Genomic DNA, 26,598 nt, shown 5'->3' with positions numbered 1-26,598 from the left:
GGGTCAGGAGATGCCGAACTCCTTGCCGATGAACTCGAACATCTCGTCGTCGGTGGCCGCCTCCAACTCGTCGGCGACGGTGGCGTCCTCGGGGCGGGCCTCCTCCGCGGCCCAGCGCTCGGCCAGGGCCCGGAGCCGGATCGCGACCCGCGCCCGGCCCTCCTCGTCCGTCGCTGCGGCGGTCAGCGCCGCCTCCAGCCGGTCGAGTTCGGCGAGCATCGGGGTGACCGCGTCGGCGCCCTCCTGGAGCAGGTCCTCCCGCAGCCGCTCGGCGAGGTCGAGCGCGCACGGGTGGTCGAAGACCAGGGTGGCCGGCAGCCGCAGGCCGGTCGCGGCGTTCAGCCGGTTGCGCAGCTCGACCGCCGTGAGGGAGTCGAACCCGAGCTCCTTGAAGGCCAGTTCGGGCTCGACGGCGGACCGGTCCGGGTGTCCGAGGACGGCCGCCACCTGGTCCTGGACCAGCTCCAGCAGGATCCGCTCCCGCTCGGCCGGGGAGGCCGCGGCCAGCCGGCCCGCCAGGTCGCCGCCGGCGGCGGACGCACCCGCCGCCGCACGCCGCACCGGACGGACCAGCCCGCGCAGCAGCGGCGGGACCGGGCCTTCGCCCAACTCGGCGCGCAGCGCGGCGACATCGAGCCGGACCGGGACGGGCGCGGGCTCGTCGAGGCCGAGCGCGGCGTCGAACAGGGCCAGGCCCTCGGCCTCGGTGAGCGCGCTCACGCCGCCCCGGGCCATCCGGCGGCCGTCGCCCTCCTCCAGCGAACCGGCCATGCCGGCCTCCGCCCACGGGCCCCAGGCCAGGGAGACGGCGGGCAGGCCCCGGGTCCGGCGATGACGGGCCAGGGCGTCCAGGAAGGCGTTGGCGGCGGCGTAGTTCGCCTGCCCGGCGTTGCCGAAGACCCCGGCGGCCGAGGAGAACAGGACGAAGGAGTCCGGCTCCAGGCCCGCCGTCAGCTCGTGCAGGTTGAGGGCGGCGTCGACCTTCGGCCGCAGCACCCGCTCCAGCCGCCCCGCGTCCAGGGAGGACAGGACGCCGTCGTCCAGCACCCCGGCCGCGTGCACGACCCCGGTCAGCGGGTGGTCGGCCGGGATCCGGGCCAGCAGGCCGGCCAGCGCCTCCCGGTCGGCCGCGTCGCACGCCTCGACGGCGACGCCCGCGCCCAGCGCGGTCAGCTCCCCCACCAGCTCGTCCATCCCCTCGGCGGACCGGCCGCGCCGGCCGGCCAGCACCAGGTGCCGCACGCCGAGGTCGGCGACCAGGTGCCGGGCGAGCACCCGGCCGAGGGCGCCGGTGGCGCCGGTGAGCAGGACGGTCCCGTCCGGGGCGAAGGCGCTCGGGACGGCGGCCTCGGCCGCCTGCGGGGCGCTCACCCGGGCCAGCCGCGGGGCCAGCGCCGCGCCCCGGCGCAGCGCCAGCTGCGGCTCGTCGGCCGCCAGGGCCGCGGCCAACGCCCGCCGCGAGCGCTCGTCGCCGTCCAGGTCCACCACGGTGAACCGGCCCGGCTCCTCGGACTGCGCCGAGCGGACCAGGCCCCAGACCGCGGCGGCGGCCAGGTCGGTCACGTCCTCCTCGGCGCCCGCCGCCACCGCGCCACCGGTCAGCAGCACCAGCCGGCTGCCCGCCAGCCGGCTGTCGGCCGCGAACAGCTGGACCAGCGCCAGCGTCTCGCCCAGCGCGTCCCGGGTGGCCTCGGCGAGGTCCCCGCCGCGCCCGCGCACCGGCACCAGCACGGCCTCCGGCGCGGGCGCGCCGTCGTCCAGGGCCGCCAGCAGAGCGGCCACGTCCGGGTGCCGGTCCACCAGGCCGCCGACGGCGCCCAGGGCGTCCTCGAGGGCCTCCAGCCCGTGGCCGTCCGCACCGACCAGGGACCAGTCGGACGGCTCCGGGGCGGGCAGGCCCGCCACCGGCGCCCACTCGACCGCGAACATCGAGTCGATCACGGCCGCGCCGGCCGCCCGGACCTGCTCCGGCGACAGCGGCCGGACCACCAGCGCCTCGACCGAACCGACCGGACGGCCGTCCTGGTCGGCCAGCGTCAGGGCGACGGCGTCCGGGCCGACCGGGGCCAGCCGGACCCGCAGCGCCCGGGCCCGGGCGGCGACCAGGGTGACGCCGCTCCAGGAGAACGGCAGCCGGCCCTGTACCTGCCGCTCCCCGGCGTCCGCCGCGGCAGGGTTCGCTTCGGCGGCGGGCGCCGCCGGGTCGGGCAGGCCGAGGGCGTGCAGCGCGGCGTCCAGCAGCGCCGGGTGCAGGCCGAACCCGGCGGCCTGGTCGGCCGGTTCCTCCGGCAGGGCGACCTCGGCGAACACCTCGTCGCCGCGCCGCCAGGCAGCCCGCAGGCCCTGGAACGCCGGGCCGTAGCCGAAGCCGTGCTCCGCCAGGCCCTCGTACAGGCCGTCCAGCTCCAGCGCCCGGGCCCCGGCCGGCGGCCACTCGGCCTGCCCGGCCTCGGCGGCCCGCCCGGCGTCGGCCGGCCCGGCGGTGAGCGTGCCGGCGGCGTGGCGGGTCCACGGCTCGCCCGGCGCGGCGTCCTGCGAACGGGCGTGCAGGGTCAGCGCGCGGCGGCCGGACGCGTCCGGCGCGGCCACCCGCAGCTGCAACTCCACGGCGCCACGCGCCGGGAGGACCAGCGGGGCCTCCAGCGTCAGCTCCTCCAGGTGGCCGCAGCCCGCCTGCTCGCCCGCCGCGAGCGCCAGCTCGACGAAGGCCGTGCCGGGGAGGATCACCGTGCCCGCGACCGCGTGGTCGCCCAGCCAGGGCTGGGTGCGCAGCGACAGGCTGCCGGTGAACAGCAGCTCCTCGGAGTCGGCCACCGCGACGGCCGCGCCGAGCAGCGGGTGCCCGGCGAGCCGCAGCCCGGCCGACGCGACGTCCCCGACCAGGGCCGGCGCCTCCAGCCAGTAGCGGCGGCGCTGGAAGGGGTAGGTGGGCAGGTCGACGCGGCGGGCGCCGGTGCCGGCGAACAGCGTCGGCCAGTCGACGGACGCGCCGTGGGCGTGGGCGGTGGCCAGGGCGGTCAGCGCGCTCTGCGCCTCGGGGCGGCCGGCGCGCAGCGCGGGAACGAACACGCCGTCCGCGACGCAGTCCTGGGCCATCGCGGTGAGAACGCCGTCGGGGCCCAGCTCCAGGTACGTGCTGACGCCCTGGGCCTCCAGGGCTCGCATGCCGTCGGCGAAGCGGACGGCCTCGCGGACGTGCCGCACCCAGTACTCGGGCGAGCACAGCTCCTCGGCGGTGGCGAGGGCGCCGGTGACGTTGGAGACCACCGGGATGACCGGGGCGCTGTACGTCAGCCCCTCGGCCGCCTCGCGGAAGTCCGCCACCATGCCGTCCATCAGCGGGGAATGGAAGGCGTGCGAGACGTTGAGACGCTTGGTCTTCTCGAACTTCCCGGCGATCGCCAGCACTTCGGCCTCGTCACCGGAAATCACCACGGACGTCGGCCCGTTGATCGCGGCGATGCTGACGTTCTCGCTGAGCAGCGGCAGGACATCGGCCTCGGCGGCCTTCACCGCCACCATCGCGCCACCCTCGGGCAGCGCCTGCATCAGCCGGCCACGAGCGGCGACCAGCGCGGCGGCGTCGTCGAGGGAGAGAACGCCCGCGACGTGCGCGGCCGCCAGCTCGCCGATCGAGTGGCCCACCAGGAAGTCGGGGCGCACGCCCCAACTCTCCATCAGGCGGAACAGCGCCACCTCGACGGCGAACAGCGCGAGCTGGGTGAACTCCGTACGCGCGAGAACCGCAGCGTCCTCACCGAACACCGCTTCCTTCAGCGGCAGTTCGACCCGGTCGCAGATCGCATCGAAGGCCTCGGCGAACACCGGGTAGGCCTCGTACAGCTCACGCCCCATCCCGGGACGTTGGCTGCCCTGCCCGGTGAACAGGAACGCCAGCTTCCCGCCGGCCTCCCCCGCGACCACCCCGGCCGCCGCCTCACCACGCGCCAACGCCCGGACACCGGCGAGGAGTTCGTCGCCGCCACGGCCGACGACCACGGCCCGGTGCTTGTGCACGGCGCGGCCGGTGGCCAGCGCGTACGCGACGTCGACCGGCTCGACGCCGGTCCGGGCCGCACCCAGCCGGCCGAGGAGCCGGACCGCCTGCTCGCGCAGCGCGGTCTCGTCCCGGCCGGAGAGCACCCACGGGAGCGCCGGGGGCGTGATGCGGGCCTCGGTCTCGGGCGCGGCCGGCGCCTGCTCGACCACAACGTGGGCGTTGGTGCCGCTGAAGCCGAAGGAGGAGACGGCCGCGCGACGCGGGCGCCCGGTCTCCGGCCACGGCCGGGCCTCGGTGAGCAGCTCGACCGCGCCCGCGGTCCAGTCGATGTGCGGCGACGCTTCGTCGACGTGCAGGGTGCGCGGCAGCACGCCCTCCCGCATCGCCATGACCATCTTGATGATGCCGCCGACACCGGCCGCCGCCTGGGCGTGGCCGATGTTGGACTTGAGCGAGCCCAGCCACAGCGGCTCGCCGTTCTCGCCGCGCTCCTGCCCGTAGGTGGCGAGCAGCGCGTCGGCCTCGATCGGGTCGCCGAGGGTGGTGCCGGTGCCGTGCGCCTCGACGGCGTCCACCTCGGCGGCGGTCAGCCGGGCGGCGGCCAGGGCCTGGCGGATGACGCGGCGCTGGGAGGGGCCGTTGGGGGCGGTCAGGCCGTTGCTGGCGCCGTCCTGGTTGACGGCGCTGCCGCGGACCACGGCGAGCACCGGGTGCCCGTTGCGGCGGGCGTCCGACAGCTTCTCCAGCAGCAGCATGCCCGCGCCCTCGGCCCAGCCGGTGCCGTCGGCGTCGGCCGAGAAGGCCTTGCAGCGGCCGTCGGCGGCGAGGCCGCGCTGGCGGCTGAACTCGACGAACGGGCCGGGGGTGGACATCACCGTCACACCGCCGGCCAGGGCCAGCTCGCACTCGCCGTTGCGCAGGGCCTGGGCGGCGAAGTGGAGGGCGACCAGGGAGGAGGAGCAGGCGGTGTCCACGGTGACCGCCGGGCCCTCGAGACCGAAGGTGTACGACACCCGGCCCGAGGCGACGCTGCCGGAGCCGCCGGTGCCGAGGTAGCCCTCGACGCCGGCGGGCAGGGCCGGAAGCCGGCTGAGGTAGTCGTGGTACATCACGCCGGCGAACACGCCGGTGGCGCTGCCGCGCAGCGTGCCGGGGTCGATGCCCGCCCGCTCGAAGGCCTCCCAGGAGGTCTCCAGCAGCAGCCGCTGCTGCGGGTCCATGGCGAGGGCCTCGCGCGGCGAGATGCCGAAGAACGCCGGGTCGAACTCGGCCGCGTCGTGCAGGAACCCGCCCTCGCGGGCGTAGCTGGTGCCCTGCCGGTCCGGGTCGTCGTCGTGCAGGCCGTCGAGGTCCCAGCCGCGGTCGGCCGGGAACGGGGTGACGGCGTCCCGGCCGCCGGCGACCAGGGCCCACAGCTCCTCGGGGGTCCGCACCCCGCCGGGGTAGCGGCAGGCCATGCCGACGATCGCGATCGGCTCGTCGTCGCCGGCCGGCGTCACCGGCGCGGGGAGCGTCCGGTCGGCCCGGGCGCCGTCGAACAGCTCCTCGGCCAGGTAGGCGGCCAGGGCCGCCGGCGTCGGGTGGTCGAAGACCAGGCCGGCGGGCAGCCGCAGGCCGGTCAGCGCACCGAGCCGGTTGCGCAGTTCGACGGCGGTCAGCGAGTCGAAACCCAGCCGGGTGAAGGAGGTCGCGGGTTCCACGGCTTCGGCCGAGCTGTGGCCGAGAACGGCCGACGCCTGGTCGCGGACCTCCGCCAGCAGCCGCGCCGTCCGCTGCTCCGGCGCCAACGGCGCCAGCAGGCGGGCCAGTTCGGAGCCGGACGGGTCGGCGCCGGCGGCCGCACCGCGGCGGACGGGGACCCGCACCAGGCCGCGCAGCAGGTGCGGCAGCCCGGCCTGCGCCCCGGCCCGCAGGGCGCCGAGGTCGAGCCGGATCGGCACCAGGACCGCCCGCTCGGCGGACAGCGCCCGGTCGAACAGGGCGAGGCCCTGCTCGGCGGTGAGGGCGTCGACGCCGGAGCGCGACAGGCGCCGGGCGTCGCCGTCCTGCAGCTCGCCCGCCATGCCGCCGGTGCCGGACGTCCCGGACCGCTGCTCCCACAGGCCCCAGGCCAGCGAGGTCGCCGGGAGGCCCCCGGCGCGGCGGTGCGCGGCGAGCGCGTCCAGGAAGGCGTTGGCCGCCGCGTAGTTGCCCTGGCCGGCGTTGCCGAAGGTGCCGGCCGCCGAGGAGAACAGCACGAAGGCGGCGAGGTCCTGTCCGGCCGTCAGCTCGTGCAGGTTGAGCGCCGCGTCGACCTTCGGACGGAACACCGCGTCGACCCGGTCGGGGGTGAGGGCGGCGACCACGCCGTCGTCGAGCACACCGGCGGTGTGCACCACGGCGGTCAGCGGGTGCTGCGCCGGGACGGCCGCGAGCACCTTGCCCAGCGCCTCGCGGTCGGCCGCGTCGCAGGCGACCATGGTCGCCTCGGCGCCCAGCCCGGCCAGTTCCCCGGCCAGCTCCGGCCAGCCCTCGGCCGCCGGGCCGCGGCGGCTGAGCAGCAGCAGGTGCCGCACGCCGTACCGGGTCACCAGGTGGCGGGCCACCAGGGCGCCGAGCGAGCCGGTGGCACCCGTCACCAGGACGGTGCCCTCCGGGTCCAGGGCCGGGAGGTCGGTGCCGCCCGCCACCCGGACCAGCCGGGGCGCGTGGGCCCGGCCGGCCCGCAGCGCCAGCTGGGGCTCGCCGCTCGCCAGCGCGCCCGGCAGGGCGGTGACGGCGTCCGGGCCGTCCGCCGGGTCGAGGTCCAGCAGCACCAGGCGGCCCGGGTGCTCGGACTGGGCCGAGCGCAGCAGGCCCCACAGGGCGGCCGCGGCGGGGTCCGCGAGGGCCTCGCCCGGGAGCGCGACGGCGCCCCGGGTCACCAGGACCAGCCGGGAGGCGGCGAACCGCTCCTCGGCCAGCCAGGCCTGGGCCAACGTCAGGGCGAAGCAGGCGGCGTCGCGGGCCGCCGTGCGCAGGTCGGCGGCGGGCTCGGTGGCCCACGGGACCAGGACGGTCGCGGGGGCCTCGGCGCCGGCGTCCAGGTCCGCCAGCAGGTCCGGCAGGCCGGCGTGGACGGCGAGCCCGTCGACGACGGCGGGCAGGTCCGCCAGCAGGCCCAGCGGGTCCTGGCCGGCGACGGTCCAGGACGCACCGGCCGGGCCGTCGGCGGCGGGCAGCGTCGTCCAGTCGACGGCGAACAGCGCGTCGGCGCCGTCGCCGGCCGTCAGGGCGCCGGCCGCGAGCGGGCGCAGGGCCAGCGACCCGACCGAGCCGACCGGCCGGCCGTCGGCGGTGGCCAGGCTCAGCGCCACCGTGTCCTGGCCGGCCGCCGTCAGCCGCACGCGCAGCGCGTCCGCGCCGGCGGCGTGCAGGGCGATGCCGGTCCAGGCGAAGGGCAGGTGGGCCCCGCCGTCGGCCGCGACGAACCCGCCGAGGCCCACCGCCTGCACGGCGGCGTCCAGCAGGGCCGGATGCAGGCCGAAGGCGCGGGCGTCGCCGCGGACCGGCTCGGGCAGCGCGACCTCGGCGAACACCTCGTCACCGCGCCGCCAGGCCGCCCGCAGGCCGCGGAACGCCGGCCCGTACCCGAAGCCGGCGGCCGCCATCCCGGCGTACAGGCCGTCCACGTCCAGCGCCTCGGCGCCGGCCGGGGGCCAGCTGCCCTCGGCGTCCCCGGCCGGGGTGGCCGGCAGCGCCGCCGAGAGCGTGCCCGAGGCGTGGCGCGTCCAGGGACCGTCCTCGCCGGCGCTCTCGGCCCGCGCGTGGACGGTCACCGGGCGGCGGCCCGCACCGTCGGCCGCGCCGGCCCGGACCTGGACCTGCACGCCGCCGGACGCCGGGAGCACCAGCGGGGCCTCCAGCGTCAGCTCGTCCAGCAGCGCGCAGCCGACCTGGTCACCGGCCCGCAGTGCCAGTTCGACGAAGGCCGTCCCGGGCAGGATCACCGTGCCGGCCACCGCGTGGTCGGCCAGCCACGGGTGCGAGTGCAGCGAGAGCCGGCCGGTGAACAGCACTCCGTCCGCGTCCGCCACGGACACCGCGGCACCGAGCAGCGGGTGGCCCACCGGGCTCTGGCCCAGGGCGACCGGGCTGCCGAACGGGACGGCCGGCGGGTGGAGCCAGAAGTGCTCGCGCTGGAAGGGGTACGTGGGCAGGTCGGCGCGGCGGGCGCCGGTGCCGGCGAACAGCACCGGCCAGTCGACGGACGCGCCGTGGGCGTGAGCGGTGGCCAGGGCGGTCAGCGCGGTCCGCACCTCGGGGCGGCCGGCGCGCAGCGCGGGTGCGAAGGCGCCCTGCCCGACGCAGGTCTGGGCCATGGCGGTGAGGACACCGTCGGGGCCGAGCTCCAGATAGGTGGTGACGCCCTCCGCCTCCAGGGTGCGCATGCCGTCCAGGAAGCGGACGGCCTCACGGACGTGGCGGACCCAGTACTCGGGCGAGCACAGCTCCTCGGCGATGGCGAGGGCGCCGGTGAGGTTGGAGACCACCGGGATGCGCGGGGCGTTGTACGTCAGGCCCTCGGCGACGGCGCGGAACTCCGCCACCATGCCGTCCATCAGCGGGGAATGGAAGGCGTGCGAGACGTTGAGGCGCTTGGTCTTCTCGAACTGCCCGGCGATCGCCAGGACTTCATCCTCGTCGCCGGAAATCACCACGGAGGAAGGACCGTTGATCGCGGCGATGCTGACGTTGCCGGTGAGCAGCGGCAGGACATCGGCCTCGGTGGCCCTGACCGCCACCATCGCACCACCCTCCGGCAGCGCCTGCATCAGCCGGCCACGGGCGGCGACCAGGGTGACAGCGTCGTCGAGGGAGAGGACACCCGCGATGTGCGCGGCCGCCAGCTCGCCGATCGAGTGGCCCACCAGGAAGTCCGGACGGACACCCCAGCTCTCGAAGAGCCGGAACAGCGCCACCTCGACGGCGAACAGCGCGACCTGGGTGAACTCCGTACGCGCGAGAACCGCAGCGTCCCCGCCGAACACCGCCTCCTTCAACGGCAGTTCGACCTTGGCGCACACGGCGTCGAAGGCCTCGGCGAACACCGGGTAGGCCTCGTACAGCTCCCGGCCCATCCCGGGACGCTGGCTGCCCTGCCCGGTGAACAGGAACGCCGTCCGCCCCTCGGCGGCCTCGCCGACGACCGTACCGGCCGCCGGTCGGCCCTCCGCCAACGCCCGCACACCGGCGAGGAGTTCCTCACCGTCCCGGCCGACGACCGCCGCCCGGTACCGGTGCTGCGCCCGGCCCGTGGCCAGGGCGTACGCGACGTCGAGCGCGGACGCGTCCGCCGCCCCGTCCGCCAGGCGGGCCTGCAGCCGGACGGCCTGCTCGCGCAGCGCGTCCCCGGTCTGGGCGGAGAGCAGCCACGGCAGCACCGCCGGGGAGGCGGCGGCGTCGGCGGGCTCGGCGGTCGGCGCGGGCGCCTGCTCCAGGATCACGTGGGCGTTGGTGCCGCTGAACCCGAAGGAGGAGACGCCCGCGCGGCGCGGCGCGCCGGTCTCGGGCCAGTCCCTGGCGTCGGCCAGCAGTTCCACCGCGCCGGCGGTCCAGTCGATGTGCGGGGACGGCTCGTCCACGTGCAGGGTGCGCGGCAGCACGCCCTCCCGCATCGCGAGCACCATCTTCATGATGCCGCCGACGCCGGCCGCCGCCTGGGTGTGGCCGATGTTGGACTTGAGCGAGCCCAGCCAGAGCGGGCGGTCGCCCGGGCGCTCCTGGCCGTAGGTGGCGAGCAGCGCCTGGGCCTCGATCGGGTCGCCGAGGGTGGTGCCGGTGCCGTGCGCCTCGACCGCGTCCACCTGGTCGGAGGTGAGCCGGGCGTCGGCCAGGGCCTGGCGGATGACGCGCTGCTGGGACGGGCCGTTGGGGGCGGTGAGGCCGCTGCTGGCACCGTCCTGGTTGATCGCGCTGCCGCGCACGACGGCCAGCACCGGGTGTCCGTTGCGCTCGGCGTCGGAGAGGCGCTCCAGCAGGAGCATGCCCGCGCCCTCGGCCCAGCCGGTGCCGTCGGCGTCGGCCGAGAAGGCCTTGCAGCGGCCGTCGAGGGCCAGGCCGCGCTGGCGGCTGAAGTCGATGAAGGCGCCGGGGGTGGCCATCACCGTCACGCCGCCGGCCAGGGCGAGGGTGCACTCCTGGCGGCGCAGCGCCTGGACGGCCCAGTGCAGGGCGACCAGGGAGGAGGAGCAGGCGGTGTCGACGGTGACCGCCGGGCCCTCCAGGCCGAAGGTGTACGCGACCCGGCCGGAGGCGATGCTGCCCGAGCTGCCGGTGCCGAGGTAGCCCTCGACGCCCTCCGGCACCACGGACAGCCGGGCGGCGTAGTCGTGGTACATCACGCCGGCGAACACGCCGGTGGCGCTGCCGCGCAGGGTGGCCGGGTCGATGCCCGCGCGTTCGAAGGCCTCCCAGGAGGTCTCCAGCAGCAGCCGCTGCTGGGGGTCCATGGCCATCGCCTCGCGCGGCGAGATGCCGAAGAACGCCGGGTCGAAGCGGCCCGCGTCGTGCAGGAAGCCGCCCTCGCGGGTCACCGAGGTGCCGGGGCTGTCCGGGTCCGGGGAGTACAGCGCCTCCAGGTCCCAGCCGCGGTCGGTCGGGAACGCCGACACGCCGTCACCGCCGGCCGCGACCAGCTCCCACAGGTCCTCGGGCGAGGCCACGCCGCCGGGGTAGCGGCAGCTCATCGCGACGATCGCGATCGGCTCCTGGTCGGCCGCCTCCACCTCGCGCAGCCGCAGCCGCGTCTGGTGCAGATCGGCCGTCACCCGCTTGAGGTAGTCGCGAAGCTTGTCCTCATTCACCACGGTGCTCCCCCGTCCGGAAGTTGTCACAGATATCCATACGCACGAGGTCAGAGCCCCAGCTCGTTGTCGATGAAGTCGAAGAGGTCGTCGTCGCTGGCCTCGTCGAGCCGCTCGGTGACGGCCTCGCCGGCCGCCGGGGCGGCGGCGCCCCACAGGGCGAGCAGGTCCTGGAGGCGGGCGGTCAGCCCGGCCCGGACCGCGTCGTCCAACGGACCGGCCGCCAGCGCCGCCAGGGACGCCTCCAGCCGCCCGAGTTCGCCGAGCACCGGCTCGACGGAACCGCCGGCACCGGAGGTCCTCAGCTCGCCGGCCAGGTGCCCGGCCAGCGCGGCGGGGCTCGGGTGGTCGAACAGCAGGGTGGCCGGCAGCCGCAGCCCGGTGGCGGCGCCGATCCGGTTGCGCAGCTCGACCGCCGTCAGCGAGTCGAAGCCCTGCTCCAGGAAGCCGCGCCCGGGCACCACCGCGTCGGGGCCCGCGTGGCCGAGCACCGCCGCGCCGTGCGAGCGGACCAGGTCCAGCAGGATCCGGTCCCGCTCCTCCGGCTCGGCACCGGCCAGCCGCTGCCGCAGCGCGTGGGCGGCGTCGCCCGAGGCGTCCACCGCCCGGCGGGCCGCCGACGGCGCCAGCGTGCGCAGCACGGCCGGTACGGCCGCCCCGGCGGCGCGGGCCCGCAGCGCCCGCAGGTCCAGGGCGATCGGCACCAGCACCGGCTCGTCGCCGGCCAGCGCCCGGTCGAGCAGCGCCAGGCCCTGCTCCGCGGTCAGCGCCGAGACACCGCCCCGGGCCATTCGGCGGGCACCGGTGCCCTCCAGGGCGGCGGCCATCCCGCCGGACTGCTCCCAGAGCCCCCAGGCGAGCGAGGTGCCGGGCAGGCCGCGGGCGGCGCGGTGCTGCGCCAGCGCGTCCAGGAAGGCGTTGGCCGCAGCATAGTTCGCCTGGCCGGCGTTGCCCAGCGTGCCCGCCGCGGAGGAGAACAGGACGAAGCGGGCGAGGCCAGAACCGGCCGTCAGCTCGTGCAGGTTGAGCGCCGCGTCGACCTTGGGCCGCAGCACGGCGTCCAGCCGCTCGGGCGTGAGCGAGCCGATCACGCCGTCGTCGAGCACACCGGCGGTGTGCACGACGGCCGTCAGCGGGTGGGCGGCCGGGACGGTCGCGAGCACCTTGCCCAGCGCCTCCCGGTCGGCCGCGTCGCAGGCCGCGAAGGACACCACGGCGCCCAGCCCGGACAGTTCCTCGGCCAGCTCCCGCGCCCCGTCGGCGGCCTCGCCGCGACGGCTGAGCAGCAGCAGGTGACGCACCCCGTGCTCGGCCACCAGGTGCCGGGCGACCAGGCCGCCCAGCGCTCCGGTGGCACCGGTGAGCAGCACCGTGCCGTCCGGGTCGAGGGCGCCCTGAGCGGTGCCCGGGGCCTGCGCCCTGGCGAGCTGCGGGATCAGCAAGGCGCCGCCGCGCACCGCCAGTTGGGGCTCCTCGGCCGCCAGGGCCGCGGGCAGCGCCCGGGCGGCGTCCGGCGCTTCGTCCAGGTCGACCAGGACGAAGCGTCCCGGGTGCTCGGACTGCGCGGACCGCACCAGGCCCCAGACCGTGGCCGCGCCCGGGTCCGGCACCCCGTCCCGCGGGGCGGCGGCCAGCGCACCCCGGGTGAGCAGCACCAGCCGGGTGCCGGCGAAGCACTCCTCGGCGAGGAACGCCTGGACCAGCGTCAGCACGCGGAAGGCGGCGACCCGGGCGTTGTCGGCGACGTCCGTGGCGTCGGCGCTGTCGGCCCGCAGCCCGTCGGCCGGGCAGGTCAGCAGCAGCACGTCGGGAGCGGTGCCCGACTCCACCAGGCCGAGCAGGTCGGCGTGGCGGTCCGGAACGGTACCCGCGGCGGCCAGGGCCTCGGCCACGCCGAAGGCGTCCTCACCCAGCAGCGCCCACCGGCCCTCGGCCACCGGCTCGGCCGGCGAGGTCGCCGACGCGACGGCCGGAGCCGACCAGTCCAGCCGGAAGAGCACGTCCTCGTGCGACGCGCCGCCCGCCCGGGCCAGCTGCTCCCGGTCCACCGGCCGCAGCACCAGCGAGTCCACCGTCGCGACCGGACGGCCCCCGGCGTCCGCGACGGTCAGCGCGACCGCGTCGCGCCCCGCCGCCGCCAGCCGCACCCGCAGCGCGCCCGCGCCCGAGGCATGGAGCTCGACGCCGCTCCAGGAGAACGGCAGCAGACCGCCGCCCTCCCGGTCGGCCAGGACGCCCAGCCCGATCGCGTGCAGCGCGGCGTCCAGCAGCGCCGGGTGCAGACCGAAGCCGGCGGCGTGGTCGGCCAGTTCCTCCGGCAGGGAGACCTCGGCGAACACCTCGTCGCCGCGCCGCCAGGCGGCCCGCAGGCCCTGGAACACCGGGCCGTAGTCGAACCCGGACGCTGCCAGCGCCTCGTACCAGCCGTCGACGGCCACGGGCTCGGCCCCGGCCGGCGGCCACTCGGTCAGCGACTCGCCCTCCGTACGCGCGGCCGAGGCCAGCGCGCCGGTCGCGTGCCGGGTCCACGGCTCGTCCGCCGAGGCCCGCTCCGAACGGGAGTGGACGCTCACGGGCCTGCGCCCGTCCTCGTCCGGCCCGCCGACCAGCACCTGGACAGCCAGCCCGCCCTGCTCGGACAGCACCAGCGGCGCCGCCAGCGTCAGTTCCTCCAGCACCGCACAGCCGACCTCGTCCGCCGCCCGCATCACGAGCTCGACGAAGGCCGTGCCGGGCAGGATCACCGTGCCCGCGACCGCGTGCTCCGCCAGCCACGGGTGGGTCCGCAGCGACAGGCTGCCGGTGAACAGGTGGCCCTCGCCGTCGGCCAGCGCCACCGCCGCACCCAGCAGCGGGTGGTCGGTCCGCCCGAGCCCGAAGGCCGTCGCGTCCCCGGCCTGGCGGACACCGACCGCCGGCCAGTAGCGCTCGCGCTGGAAGGGGTAGGTGGGCAGGTCCGCGCGGCGGGCGCCGGTGCCGGCGAACAGCGTCGACCAGTCGACGGACGCGCCGTGGGCGTGGGCGGTGGCCAGGACGGTGAGCGCGCTCTGCGCCTCGGGGCGGCCGGAGCGCAGCGCGGGCACGAACACGCCGCCGTCGACGCAGTCCTGGGCCATCGCGGTGAGAACGCCGTCGGGGCCCAGCTCCAGGTACGTGCTGACGCCCTGGGCCTCCAGGGCCCGCATCCCGTCGGCGAAACGGACGGCCTCACGGACGTGCCGCACCCAGTACTCGGGCGAGCACAGCTCCTCGGCGGTGGCGAGGGTGCCGGTGACGTTGGAGACCACCGGGATGACCGGGGCGCTGTACGTCAGCCCCTCGGCGACGGCGCGGAAGTCCGCCACCATGCCGTCCATCAGCGGGGAATGGAAGGCGTGGGAGACGCTCAGCCGCTTGGTCTTCTCGAACTTCCCGGCGATCGACAGAACTTCATCCTCGTCGCCCGAAATCACCACGGACGTCGGCCCGTTGATCGCGGCGATGCTGACGTTCTCGGTCAGCAGCGGCAGGATCTCGGCCTCGGCGGCCTTGACCGCCACCATCGCGCCACCCTCGGGCAGCGCCTGCATCAGCCGGCCACGGGCCGCCACCAGCGCGGCGGCGTCGTCGAGGGAGAGAACGCCCGCGACGTGCGCGGCCGCCAGCTCGCCGATCGAGTGGCCCACCAGGAAGTCCGGACGGATGCCCCAGCTCTCGAAGAGCCGGAACAGCGCCACCTCGACGGCGAACAGCGCCAGCTGCGTGAACTCGGTGCGGGCGAGTACGTCGGCGTCCTCACCGAACACCGCTTCCTTCAGCGGCAGTTCGACCCGCGCGCAGATCGCGTCGAAGGCCTCGGCGAACACCGGGTAGGCCTCGTACAGCTCACGGCCCATCCCGGGACGCTGGCTGCCCTGCCCGGTGAACAGGAACGCCAGCTTCCCGGTGTCGGCCGTGCCTCGCACCAGGCCGTCCGCGAACTCGCCCCGGGCGAGGGCCGCAAGAGCCTGCAGCACCCCGTCCCGGTCGGCCGCCGTCAGCACGGCCCGGTGGTCGAACCGGCCCCGCGTGACCGCGAGCGAGTAGGCGACGTCCGCCGACTCGACGGAGCCGTCGAGGTGGGAACGCAGGCGAAGCGCCTGGTCCCGCAGCGCGGCCTCGGTGCGGCCGGACAGCACCCACGGAAGCAGCTGCCGGACGGCGGTGCCCGCCTCGCGCGGAGCGTCGGCGGGGGCCTGCTCGATGATGGCGTGGGCGTTGGTGCCGCTGAAGCCGAAGGAGGAGACGGCCGCGCGACGCGGACGCCCGGTCTCCGGCCACGGCCGGGCCTCGGTCAGCAGCTCGACCGCGCCGGAGGCCCAGTCGATGTGCGGGGACGGCTCGTCCACGTGCAGGGTCTGCGGCAGCACGCCCTCCCGCATCGCCATCACCATCTTGATGATGCCGCCGACGCCGGCCGCCGCCTGGGTGTGACCGATGTTGGACTTCAACGAGCCCAGCCACAGCGGCTCTTCGGCACGCTCCTGGCCGTACGTGGCCAGCAGCGCCTGGGCCTCGATCGGGTCACCGAGGGTGGTGCCGGTGCCGTGGCCCTCGACCGTGTCCACGTCGGTGGCCGTGAGGCGCGCGTTGGCGAGGGCCTGGCGGATGACGCGCTGCTGGGACGGACCGTTGGGGGCGGTGAGCCCGTTGCTCGCGCCGTCCTGGTTGATCGCCGAGCCACGGACGACCGCGAGCACCTGGTGCCCGTTGCGCTGGGCGTCGGAGAGGCGCTCCAGCAGGAGCATGCCGACACCCTCGGACCAGCCGGTGCCGTCCGCGTCGGCCGAGAAGGCCTTGCAGCGGCCGTCGAAGGAGAGCCCGCCCTGGCGGCTGAAGTCGATGAACGCGGCCGGGGTGGACATCACGGTCACACCGCCGGCGAGTGCCATGGTGCACTCGCCGTTGCGCAGGGCTTGGGCGGCCAGGTGCAGGGCGACCAGGGAGGAGGAGCAGGCGGTGTCGACGGTGACCGCCGGGCCCTCAAGCCCGAAGGTGTACGCCAGACGGCCCGAGATGACACTGCCCGCGTTGCCGGTGCCCAGGTAGCCCTCGGCGCCGGACGGGACCGACTCCAGCAGCGACGCGTAGTCGTGGTACATCACGCCCGTGAACACGCCGGTGGCGCTGCCGCGCAGAGCGGCCGGGTCGACGCCCGCCCGCTCGAAGGCCTCCCAGGACGTCTCCAGCAGCAGCCGCTGCTGCGGGTCCATGGTGAGCGCCTCGCGGGGGCTGATGCCGAAGAAGCCGGCGTCGAACTCGGCGGCGCCGTGCAGGAATCCACCTTCCCGGGTGTGACTGCCTCCGGGCTGGGTGCCGTCCGCGCCGAACAGGGCGTCGAGGTCCCAGCCACGGTCGGTCGGGAAGAGCGAGATGCCGTCGCCGCCGCCGTGCACCAGCCGCCACAGGTCCTCGGGCGAGGCGACCCCGCCCGGGTAGCGGCAGGCCATGCCGACGATCGCGATCGGCTCGTCCACGATGGTCGTGGACAGCACGCCGGCAGCCGCCGGGGCCTCGCCGACGAGCTCGTCGCGAATGAAGTCGGCCAGCGCGGACGGCGTCGGGTAGTCGAAGACCAGCGTGGCCGGCAGGCGCAGGCCGGTGGCCGCGTTGAGACGATTGCGCAGCTCGATGGCGGTGAGGGAGTCGAAGCCCAGCTCACGGAAGGCGCGGGCCGGGTCGACCCCTTCCGCCGAACCGTGGCCCAGGACCTCGGCCACCTGGGTGCGGACCACCTCGCGGACGGCCTCGTCGCGGCGCGCCACCGGCAGGGCGAGCAGGCGCTCGGCCAGCGAACCGGCGGCCGCGGTGCCGCCGCTGGCGGCGGTCCGGCGGCGCGGCGTACGGACGAGTCCGCGCAGCAGCGGCGGGGCCTCGCCGGCGCCGGTCATGGCCACCGGGTCCAGGTGCATCGGGACGAGCAGGGCGCGGTCCACGGTGAGCGCGCCGTCGAGCAGGGCCAGGCCCTCCTGCGAACGCAGCGGCGCCACGCCGGCCCGGGCCAGGCGACGAACATCGGCCTCGGACAGGCTGGTGGCCATGCCGCCGTCCTCGGCCCACAGGCCCCAAGCCAGCGAGGTGGCGGGCAGGCCGTCGGCCCGGCGGCGGGCCGCCAGAGCATCGAGGAACGCGTTCGCGGCGGCGTAGTTGCCCTGGCCTGCGGCGCCGAACACGCCGGAGGCGGAGGAGAACAGGACGAACGCCGACAGGTCCATTCCGGCGGTCAGCTCGTGCAGGTGCCACGCCGCGTCGACCTTAGGACGCAGCACCGCCGACAGCCGCTCCGGCGTCAGCGACGACACCACACCGTCGTCCAGCACACCGGCGGTGTGGACCACCGCCGACAGCGAACGACCCTCCAACATGCGGGCGACAGCGTCGCGGTCGGTGACGTCGCAGGCGACGACGTCCACCTCGACGCCCAACCCGGCCAGCTCGTCACGCAGTTCGGAAGCGCCCGGCGCGTCCAGGCCGCGGCGGCTGGTCAGTACCAGGCTCCGCACCCCGTGCGCCGTGACCAGGTGCCGGGCCACCAGCGAGCCCAGACCGCCCGTACCGCCCGTGACGAGGACCGTGCCCTCGCCCAGCGACACGCCGTTGTCCGGTTCGGTAGCGACGCGCACCAGACGCGGCGCGAACGCCACACCACCGCGCACCGACACCTGCGGCTCACCACAGGAGAGGACACCCGACGGCAGCTCGGCGTCTGCCTCCAGGTCCACCAGCAGGAACCGGTCCGGGTTCTCCGACTGCGCCGAGCGCACCAGACCCCAGACCACCGACTCCGCCGGACCCGCAGCAACGGCGCCACGCGTCACCACGGCGAGCCGCGAAGCGGCGAACCGCTCCTCCGCCAGCCAGCCCCGCACCAGCTCCAGCGCCCACACACCGGCAGCGTGCGCGGCCTCGGCCACGTCACCGCCGCCCGCCTGCGGAGCCTCGACGACCACGACCTCGGGAACCTCGTCCCCGGCCAGCTCGGCCAGTGACGAGAACAGCTGAACGTCGGCGGCCGACCCGGCCCCGAGCGCGATCTCCGCCCAGTCCACGCCGAACAGCGAGTCGGTCGACCCACCGGCCGCCGCCAACTGCCCGGCCACCACCGGCCGCAGAGCCAGCGATCGGATGGTCCCGACCGGCTGCCCCTCGGCGTCCGCCAGCGTCAGCGACACCGCGTCCGCACCGGCGGACACCAGCCGCACCCGCAGCGCGTCCGCACCCGCAGCGTGCAGCTCGACACCAGCCCACGCGAACGGCAGGTGCGCCTGCCCCTCGGCCCGGACGAACCCGCCCAGCCCCACCGCCTGCACCGCCGCGTCCAGCAGCGCCGGGTGCAGACCAAAGCCGGCGGCGTGGTCGGCCAGTTCCTCCGGCAGGGCGACCTCGGCGAACACCTCGCCGTCGCGGCGCCACGCCGACCGCAGACCCTGGAACGCCGGCCCGTACACCAGCCCGGCCTCCGCCAGACCCCGTGCGAACGCCTCCACATCCACGGCCTCGGCACCCGCCGGCGGCCACTCCACCAGACCCGCACCCTCAGCAGCCGACGCACCCTCCGCCAGCACACCCGAGACATGACGGACCCACTCCGACGAGCCCTCGGCCCGACCGTGCACAGCCACCGAACGGCGCCCGGACGCGTCCACCGCGCCCACCGTCACCTGGACCTGCACACCACCCGACCCCGGAAGCACCAACGGCGCCTCCAGCGTCAACTCCTCCACCAGCGAGCAACCCACCTGGTCACCCGCCCGCACCGCAAGCTCCACGAACGCCGTACCCGGAACGATCACCGAACCCAGCACCGCATGATCGGCCAGCCACGGGTGCGACTCCACCGACAGACGACCCGTGAACAGGAAGCCCTCCGCATCGGCAAGAGCCACCGCCGCACCCAACAGCGGGTGATCGGCCGCACCGAGACCGGCGGACTGGACGTCCCCGGTCAGAGCAGGGGCGTGGAGCCAGAACCACTCGCGCTCGAAGGCGTACGTCGGCAGGTCCGTGACGTGGGCGCCGGCCTTCGCGAAGAACCCTCGCCAGTCGACCTGGGCGCCCTGGACGTACGCGGTGACGAGCGCCGTCAGCGCGGTCTGCGCCTCCGGGCGCTCGGCACGCAGCGCCGGGGTGAACACGCCCTGCTCGACGCACTCCTGGCCCATGGCCGAGAGCACGCCGTCCGGGCCGAGCTCGACGAAGGTGGTGACACCCTTGGCTTCCAGAGCCCGCATGCCGTCGGCGAAGCGAACGGCCTGGCGGACGTGGCGCACCCAGTACTCGGGCGAGCACAGCTCCTCGGCCGTCGCAACCGAGCCGGTGACGTTGGAGACGACCGGGATGCGCGGTGCGCTGTACGTCAGGCCCTCCGCGATCCGGCGGAAGTCGTCCAGCATGCCGTCCAACAGCGGGGAGTGGAAAGCGTGCGAGACCTTGAGCTGCTTGGTCTTCTCGAACTGACCGGAGATCGACAGAACTTCGGACTCGTCGCCCGAAATCACCACGGAGGAAGGCCCGTTGACGGCCGCGATGCTCACCTGAGCGGTCAGCATCGGCAGCACCTCGGCCTCGGTGGCCTTGACCGCCACCATCGCGCCACCCTCGGGCAGCGCCTGCATCAGCCGGCCGCGAGCGGCGACCAGCTTGACGGCGTCGTCCAGCGACAGCACGCCCGCGACGTGCGCGGCCGCCAGCTCGCCGATCGAGTGGCCGACCAGGAAGTCCGGACGGACGCCCCAGCTCTCGAAGAGCCGGAACAGCGACACCTCGACGGCGAACAGGGCCGGCTGGGTGTACTCGGTGCGAGCCAGCAGCTCCGCGTCATCGCCGAAGACAGCGTCGCGCAGCGGGAGTTCGGCCCGCGAGCACACGGCGTCGAAGGCCTCGGCGAACACCGGGTAGGCCTCGTAAAGCTCACGCCCCATGCCCGGACGCTGGCTCCCCTGCCCCGTGAACAGGAACGCCAGCTTCCCGCCCGAGGCGGCACCCGTCACCAGCCCACCGGCTGTACCGCCCTCGGCCAGCGCCCGCAGAGCGGACGCGAGCCCGTCGCGGCTGTCCGCGACGACGCCGGCGCGGAGGTCCATCGTCGCGCGGGTGGTGGCCAGCGAGTAGGCGAGGTCGGTGACCCGCAGCTCGGGCTCGGCCTCGACCAGGGCGAGAAGTCGCTGGGCCTGGCCACGCAGAGCACCCTCGCTCTTCGCGGACAGCACCAGCGGCGCCTGACCGTCCTCCTCGTTCCCGGTACGAGCCGGACGCTTCTCCGCCGGGGCCTGCTCGATGATCGTGTGGGCGTTGGTGCCGCTGATACCGAAGGAGGAGACGGCAGCTCGACGCGGACGTCCGGTCTCCGGCCACGGCCGGGCCTCGGTCAGCAGCCGGACCTCACCGGAGGCCCAGTCGATGTGCGGGGACGGCTCGTTGACGTGCAGGGTCTGCGGCAGCATGCCGTGCCGCATCGCCATGACCATCTTGATGATGCCGCCGACGCCGGCCGCCGCCTGGGTGTGACCGATGTTGGACTTCAACGAGCCCAGCCACAGCGGCTCTTCGGTGCGCTCCTGGCCGTACGTGGCCAGCAGCGCCTGCGCCTCGATCGGGTCACCGAGCACCGTGCCGGTGCCGTGCGCCTCGACCACGTCGATCTGGTCCGAGGCCAGTCGGGCACCGGCCAGCGCCTGGCGGATCACCCGCTGCTGGGACGGCCCGTTGGGGGCGGTGAGCCCGTTGCTCGCGCCGTCCTGGTTGATCGCGCTGCCGCGCACCACCGCGAGGACCCGGTGGCCGTTGCGCTGGGCGTCGGAGAGGCGCTCCAGCAGGAGCATGCCCACACCCTCGGACCAGCCCGTGCCGTCCGCCGCCGCCGCGAACGACTTGCAGCGGCCGTCCATGGCCAGACCGCGCTGCTTGCTGAACTCGATGAACGCACCCGGGGTGGACATGACCGTCACACCACCGGCCAGCGCCATCGTGCACTCGCCCTCGCGCAGGGCCTTCGCCGCCCAGTGCAGAGCGACCAACGACGAGGAACAGGCGGTGTCGATGGTGACCGCCGGACCCTCCAGACCCAGGGTGTAGGCCACCCGGCCGGAGGCAATGCTGCTCGAACCGCCCGTACCGAGGTAACCCTCGACACCGGCCGGAATCGCGTGCAGACGCGAGGTGTAGTCGTGGTACATCACACCGGCGAACACGCCGGTCGCGCTGCCCTTCATCAAGGCCGGGTCGATACCCGCGCGCTCGAACGCCTCCCAGGACGTCTCCAGCAGCAGACGCTGCTGCGGGTCCATCGCCGACGCCTCACGCGGGCTGATCCCGAAGAACGCCGGGTCGAACAGACCCGCGTCATGCAGGAAACCACCCTCCGTGACGTAACTCGTGCCAGAGAGACCCGAGTTCACGTCCTCCAGAGCGTCCAGGTGCCAGCCACGGTCAGTGGGGAAGGACGTGATGCCGTCACCGGCGCCGAGCACCAACTGCCACAGGTCCTCAGGCGAGGCGACCCCACCCGGGTAACGGCAGGCCATCCCGACGATCGCGATCGGCTCGTCATCGCGGTACGACCTGACCGCGGGCAGGCTCGGGCGCGACTCCTCGGCACGGCCGACGAGTTCGGCGGCCAGGTGACCGGCAAGCGCCTCCGGCGTCGGGTAGTCGAAGACCAGCGTCGCCGACAGGCGCAGGCCGGTGGTCGCGTTGAGGCGGTTGCGCAGGTCCACGGCCGTCAGCGAGTCGAAGCCGAGGTCCTTGAACGCCCGGACCGGGTCGATGCTGTCGGGGGCGGCATGCCCGAGGACGTACGCGACCTGCGCCTGCACCATCGCCAGCAGCGTGCTCAGCCGCTCGGACTCGGTCAGGCCGGCCAGGGCCCGGGAGAGCTCGACCGACGCACCGGTGCCGGTACCGACCTTGCGGCGGCGCGGCGTGCGGACGAGAGCCCGCAGCAGCGGCGGGACGTCGCCGGTGCCGACCGCCGTGACGGGGTCGAGGTGCATCGGGACGACCAGGGCGCGCTCCAGCGTGAGCGCGCCGTCGAACAGGGCCAGGCCCTCCTGGGCGCGCAGCGGGGCGACGCCCGCGCGAGCAAGGCGACGGACGTCGGCCTCGCTCAGGGCGGCGGACATGCCGCCGTCCTCGGCCCACAGGCCCCACGCGAGCGAGGTGGCGGTGAGGCCGTCGGCCCGGCGCTGCTCGGCGAGCGCGTCCAGGAACGCGTTCGCGGCGGCGTAGTTGCCCTGACCGGCGGCTCCGAACACACCGGAGGCGGAGGAGAAGAGAACGAACGCCGACAGGTCCATCCCGGCGGTCAGCTCGTGCAGGATCACCGCCGCGTCCACCTTCGGGCGCAGCACCGTGGACAGGCGCTCGGGCGTCAGCGACGACACCAGGCCGTCGTCCAGGACGCCGGCGGTGTGGACCACCGCGGACAGCGAACGGCCTTCCAGCATGCGGGCGACAGCGTCGCGGTCGGACACGTCGCAGGTGACGACGTCCACCTCGGCGCCCAACCCGGCCAGCTCGTCCCGCAGTTCGACGGCACCCGGCGCGTCCAGGCCGCGACGGCTGGTCAGCACCAGACTCCGCACCCCGTGCGCCGTGACGAGGTGCCGGGCCACCAGCGAGCCCAGACCACCCGTACCACCGGTCACCAGGACAGTGCCCTCGCCCAGCGACACGCTGCTCTCCGAGGAGGCGGCAACGCGCACCAGACGCGGCGCGAACGCCGCACCCCCACGCACTGCCACCTGTGGCTCGCCGGACTCCACAACGCCCGACGGCAGTTCGGCGCCCGCCTCCAGGTCCACCAGCAGGAACCGGTCCGGGTTCTCCGACTGCGCCGAGCGCACCAGACCCCAGACCACCGACTCCGCCAGACCCGCAACACCCGACGCGGCATCGACCGACACAGCACCACGCGTCACCACAGCCAGCTTCGAAGCGGCGAACCGCTCCTCCGCCAGCCAGCCCCGCACCAGCTCCAGCGCACGGACCGCAGCCGCGTGCACCTCATCGGCACCGGAACCGTCCGCAGAACCGAACTCCACTGCCACCAGCGACGGCACAACCTCCACGGCGTCCAGCTCCGCGAGGTCACCCACCACGAGGACCTCGCGGCCCGTCTCACCGAGCGCGATCTCCGCCCAGTCCACGCCGAACAGCGAGTCGGTCGACCCACCCGCGGCCGCCAACTGCCCGGCGACCACCGGCCGCAGCACCAGCGACTCCACCGAACCGACCGGACCGCCCTCGGCGTCCGCCAGCGTCAGCGACACCGCATCCGCACCAGCCGACACCAGCCGCACCCGCAGCGCACCCGCGCCCGAGGCGACCAGCGACACACCGGACCAGGCGAACGGCAGCCGACCCGCTCCCGCGTCCTCCACCAGGCCACCGAGCCCGACTGCGTGCAACGCCGCGTCCAGCAACGCCGGGTGCAGCCCGAAACCGGCCGCCTCCCCCGCCACCGCCTCCGGCAGCGCCACCTCAGCGAACACCTCGCCGTCCCGACGCCACGCCGACCGCAGACCCTGGAACACCGGGCCATAACCGAACCCGACGCCCTCCATCGCCCCGTAGAAGCCGTCCAGCTCCACCGCCTCGGCACCCGCCGGCGGCCACTCCACCAGACCCGCACCCTCAGCAGCCGACGCACCCTCCGCCAGCACACCCGAGACATGACGGACCCACTCCGACGAGCCCTCGGCCCGACCGTGGACGGCCACCGAACGACGCCCGGACGCGTCCACCGCGCCCACCGTCACCTGGACCTGCACACCGCCGGACTCCGGAAGCACCAGCGGCGCCTCCAGCGTCAACTCCTCCACCAGCGAGCAACCCACCTGGTCGCCCGCACGGACCGCAAACTCGACGAACGCCGTGCCCGGAACGATCACCGAACCCAGCACCGCGTGATCGGCCAGCCACGGGTGCGACTCCACCGACAGCCGACCCGTGAACAGGAAGCCCTCCGCGTCGGCCAGCGACACGCCGGCGCCCAGCAGCGGGTGGTCGGCCGCGCCCAGGCCCAGCGCGGCGACCTCGCCCATCCAGCCCGAAGCCACCGTCGGCCAGTAGCGCTCACGCTGGAACGCGTACGTCGGCAGCTCGACCGGGGGAAGCGCCACCCCTGCCGTCCAGGCCACCGGGACGCCGTGGACGTGCAGGCTCGCCAGGCACTCCGCGACACCGGCACGCTCGTCCCGGCCGTTCCGGAGCGCCGGAACGAACACGCCCTGCTCGACGAACTCCTGGCCCATGGCCGAGAGCACGCCGTCGGGGCCCAGCTCCAGGTATGTGGCGACGCCCTGGGCCTCCAGGGTGCGCATACCGTCGGCGAAGCGAACCGCCTGGCGCACGTGCCGGACCCAGTACTCGGGCGAGCACAGCTCCTCGGCCGTCGCGACCGAACCGGTCACGTTGGAGACCACCGCGATCTGCGGCGCCGCGTAGGTCAACCCCTCCGCCACCCGGCGGAAGTCGTCCAGCATGCCGTCCATCAGCGGCGAGTGGAAGGCGTGCGAGACGTGGAGCCGCTTGGTCTTCTCGAACTGCCCGGCGATCGCCAGCACTTCGGACTCGTCCCCGGAAATCACCACGGAGGAAGGCCCGTTGATGGCGGCGATGCTGACGTTGTCCGTGAGCAGCGGCAGGATCTCGGCCTCGGTGGCCTTGACCGCCACCATCGCGCCACCCTCGGGCAGCGCCTGCATCAGCCGGCCACGCGCCGCCACCAGTGTCACCGCGTCGTCCAGCGACAGCACACCGGCCACGTGCGCGGCCGCGATCTCACCGATCGAGTGCCCGACCAGGAAGTCCGGACGGACCCCCCAGCTCTCCACCAGCCGGAACAGCGCGGTCTCCACCGCGAACAGCGCCAGCTGGGTGAACTCCGTACGGGCGAGAACGTCCGCGTCCTCCCCGAACACCGCCTCCTTCAGCGGCAGTTCCACCCGCGCGCACACCGCGTCGAAGGCCTCCGCGAACACCGGGAAGGCGGCATACAGCTCACGCCCCATCCCCGGCCGCTGGCTGCCCTGCCCCGTGAACAGGAACGCCGTCCGTCCGTCGCCGGCCACGCCCCGCACCACGCCCGCCAGCGGGCGGTCCGCCGCGAGGGCGTCCAGCGCCGCGAGCAGTGCGTCGCGGTCGCCGTGGCCGGTCACCGCGGCGCGGTGCTCGTGGTGGCTGCGGGTGGCGGCGAGGGCGAAGGCCGTTCCGTCCAGCGGGAGTTCGGGGTGTTCTGCCAGGTGGGCGCGGAGGCGTCCGGCCTGGGCGGCGAGGGCGTCCGCGCTCCGGCCCGACAGCAGCAGCGGGAGCGGGGCGATGGTGCCCGGGGTCCCGGCGGGTGCCTGCGCCGGCTCGGTGGTCGGCGCGGGCGCCTGCTCCAGGATGACGTGGGCGTTGGTGCCGCTCATGCCGAAGGAGGAGATGCCGGCCCGGCGCGGTTCGCCGGTCTCGGGCCAGTCGCGCGACTCCGTCAGCAGCTCGACGGCGCCGGCCGACCAGTCCACGTGCGGGGACGGCTGGTCGACGTGGAGGGTCTGCGGCAGCACGCCGTGCTGCATGGCGAGCACCATCTTGATGACGCCCGCGACACCGGCGGCGGCCTGGGTGTGCCCGATGTTGGACTTCACCGAGCCGAGCCACAGCGGCCGGTCGGCGGCGGCGCGGCCGCGGCCGTAGGTGGCGAGCAGGGCCTGGGCCTCGATCGGGTCACCCAGCGAGGTGCCGGTGCCGTGCGCCTCGACGGCGTCGACCTGGGCGGGGGTGAGCCGGGCGCCGGCCAGGGCCTGGCGGATGACGCGCTGCTGGGCGGGGCCGTTGGGGGCGGTGAGGCCGTTGCTGGCGCCGTCCTGGTTGATCGCCGAGCCGCGCACGACGGCGAGCACCGGGTGGCCGTTGCGGCGGGCGTCGGAGAGCCGCTCGACGAGCAGCATCGCGACGCCCTCGGACCAGTTGGTCCCGTCGGCGGCGGCCGCGAAGGGCTTGCAGCGGCCGTCCTCGGCGAGGCCGCGCTGGCGGCTGAACTCCAGGAAGGCGCCGGGCGTCGACATGATGGCGACGCCGCCGGCCAGGGCGAGCGTGCACTCGCCGTTGCGCAGCGACTGGACGGCCAGGTGGAGGGCGACCAGGGAGGAGGAGCAGGCGGTGTCGACGGTGACGGCCGGGCCCTCCAGGCCCAGGGTGTAGGAGATGCGGCCGGAGACCACGCTGGCCGCGTTGCCGGTGCCGAGGTGGCCCTCGAAGCCCTCCTGGGAGATCAGCAGCAGGTTGGTGTAGTCCTGCATGTTGGTGCCGGCGAAGACGCCGACCCGGGTGCCGCGCAGGGCGGCGGGGTCGAGGCCGGCCCGCTCGATGGTCTCCCAGGAGGTCTCCAGCAGCAGGCGCTGCTGCGGGTCCATGGCGAGGGCCTCGCGCGGCGAGATGCCGAAGAACGCCGGGTCGAACTCGGCGGCGCCGTGGATGAAGCCGCCCTCGCGGACGTAGCTGGTGCCCTGCCGGTCGGGGTCCGGGTCGTACAGCGCGTCCAGGTCCCAGCCGCGGTCGGCCGGGAACGGCGTGATCGCGTCGCGACCGTCCCGCAGCAGGTGCCAGAGCGTCTCGGGCGAGTCGACGCCGCCGGGGAACCGGCAGCCCATCGCGACGATGGCGATCGGCTCGGTGGAGGCCGACTCGGCCTCGCGCAGCCGCTCCCGGGTGTCCGCCAGGTCGGCGGTGACCTTCTTGAGGTAGCCCAGCAGCTTCTCTTCAGCGACCATC

Annotated in this window: 1 protein-coding gene and 1 pseudogene; both read right to left on the bottom strand. The window is 75.3% G+C overall.

Features of this window, described 5'->3' with window-relative positions:
- Positions 1 to 3: 3 nt before the first annotated feature.
- A pseudogene (locus ACGF0D_RS00070) lies at positions 4 to 10,827 on the bottom strand (type I polyketide synthase); the annotation flags it as partial.
- Between the two features lie 47 nt (positions 10,828 to 10,874).
- On the bottom strand, positions 10,875 to 26,597 hold the full coding sequence (locus tag ACGF0D_RS00065) for an SDR family NAD(P)-dependent oxidoreductase (protein ID WP_392913166.1): 15,723 nt from the start codon (positions 26,595 to 26,597) through the stop codon (positions 10,875 to 10,877).
- Between the last annotated feature and the right edge of the window lies 1 nt (position 26,598).

The sequence above is a fragment of the Kitasatospora sp. NPDC048298 genome (genome assembly GCF_043201465.1).
Lineage (GTDB): Bacteria > Actinomycetota > Actinomycetes > Streptomycetales > Streptomycetaceae > Kitasatospora.
The sequence above is the reverse complement of the archived record's forward strand: the minus strand, read 5'-3'. Positions and strand labels throughout refer to the sequence as shown.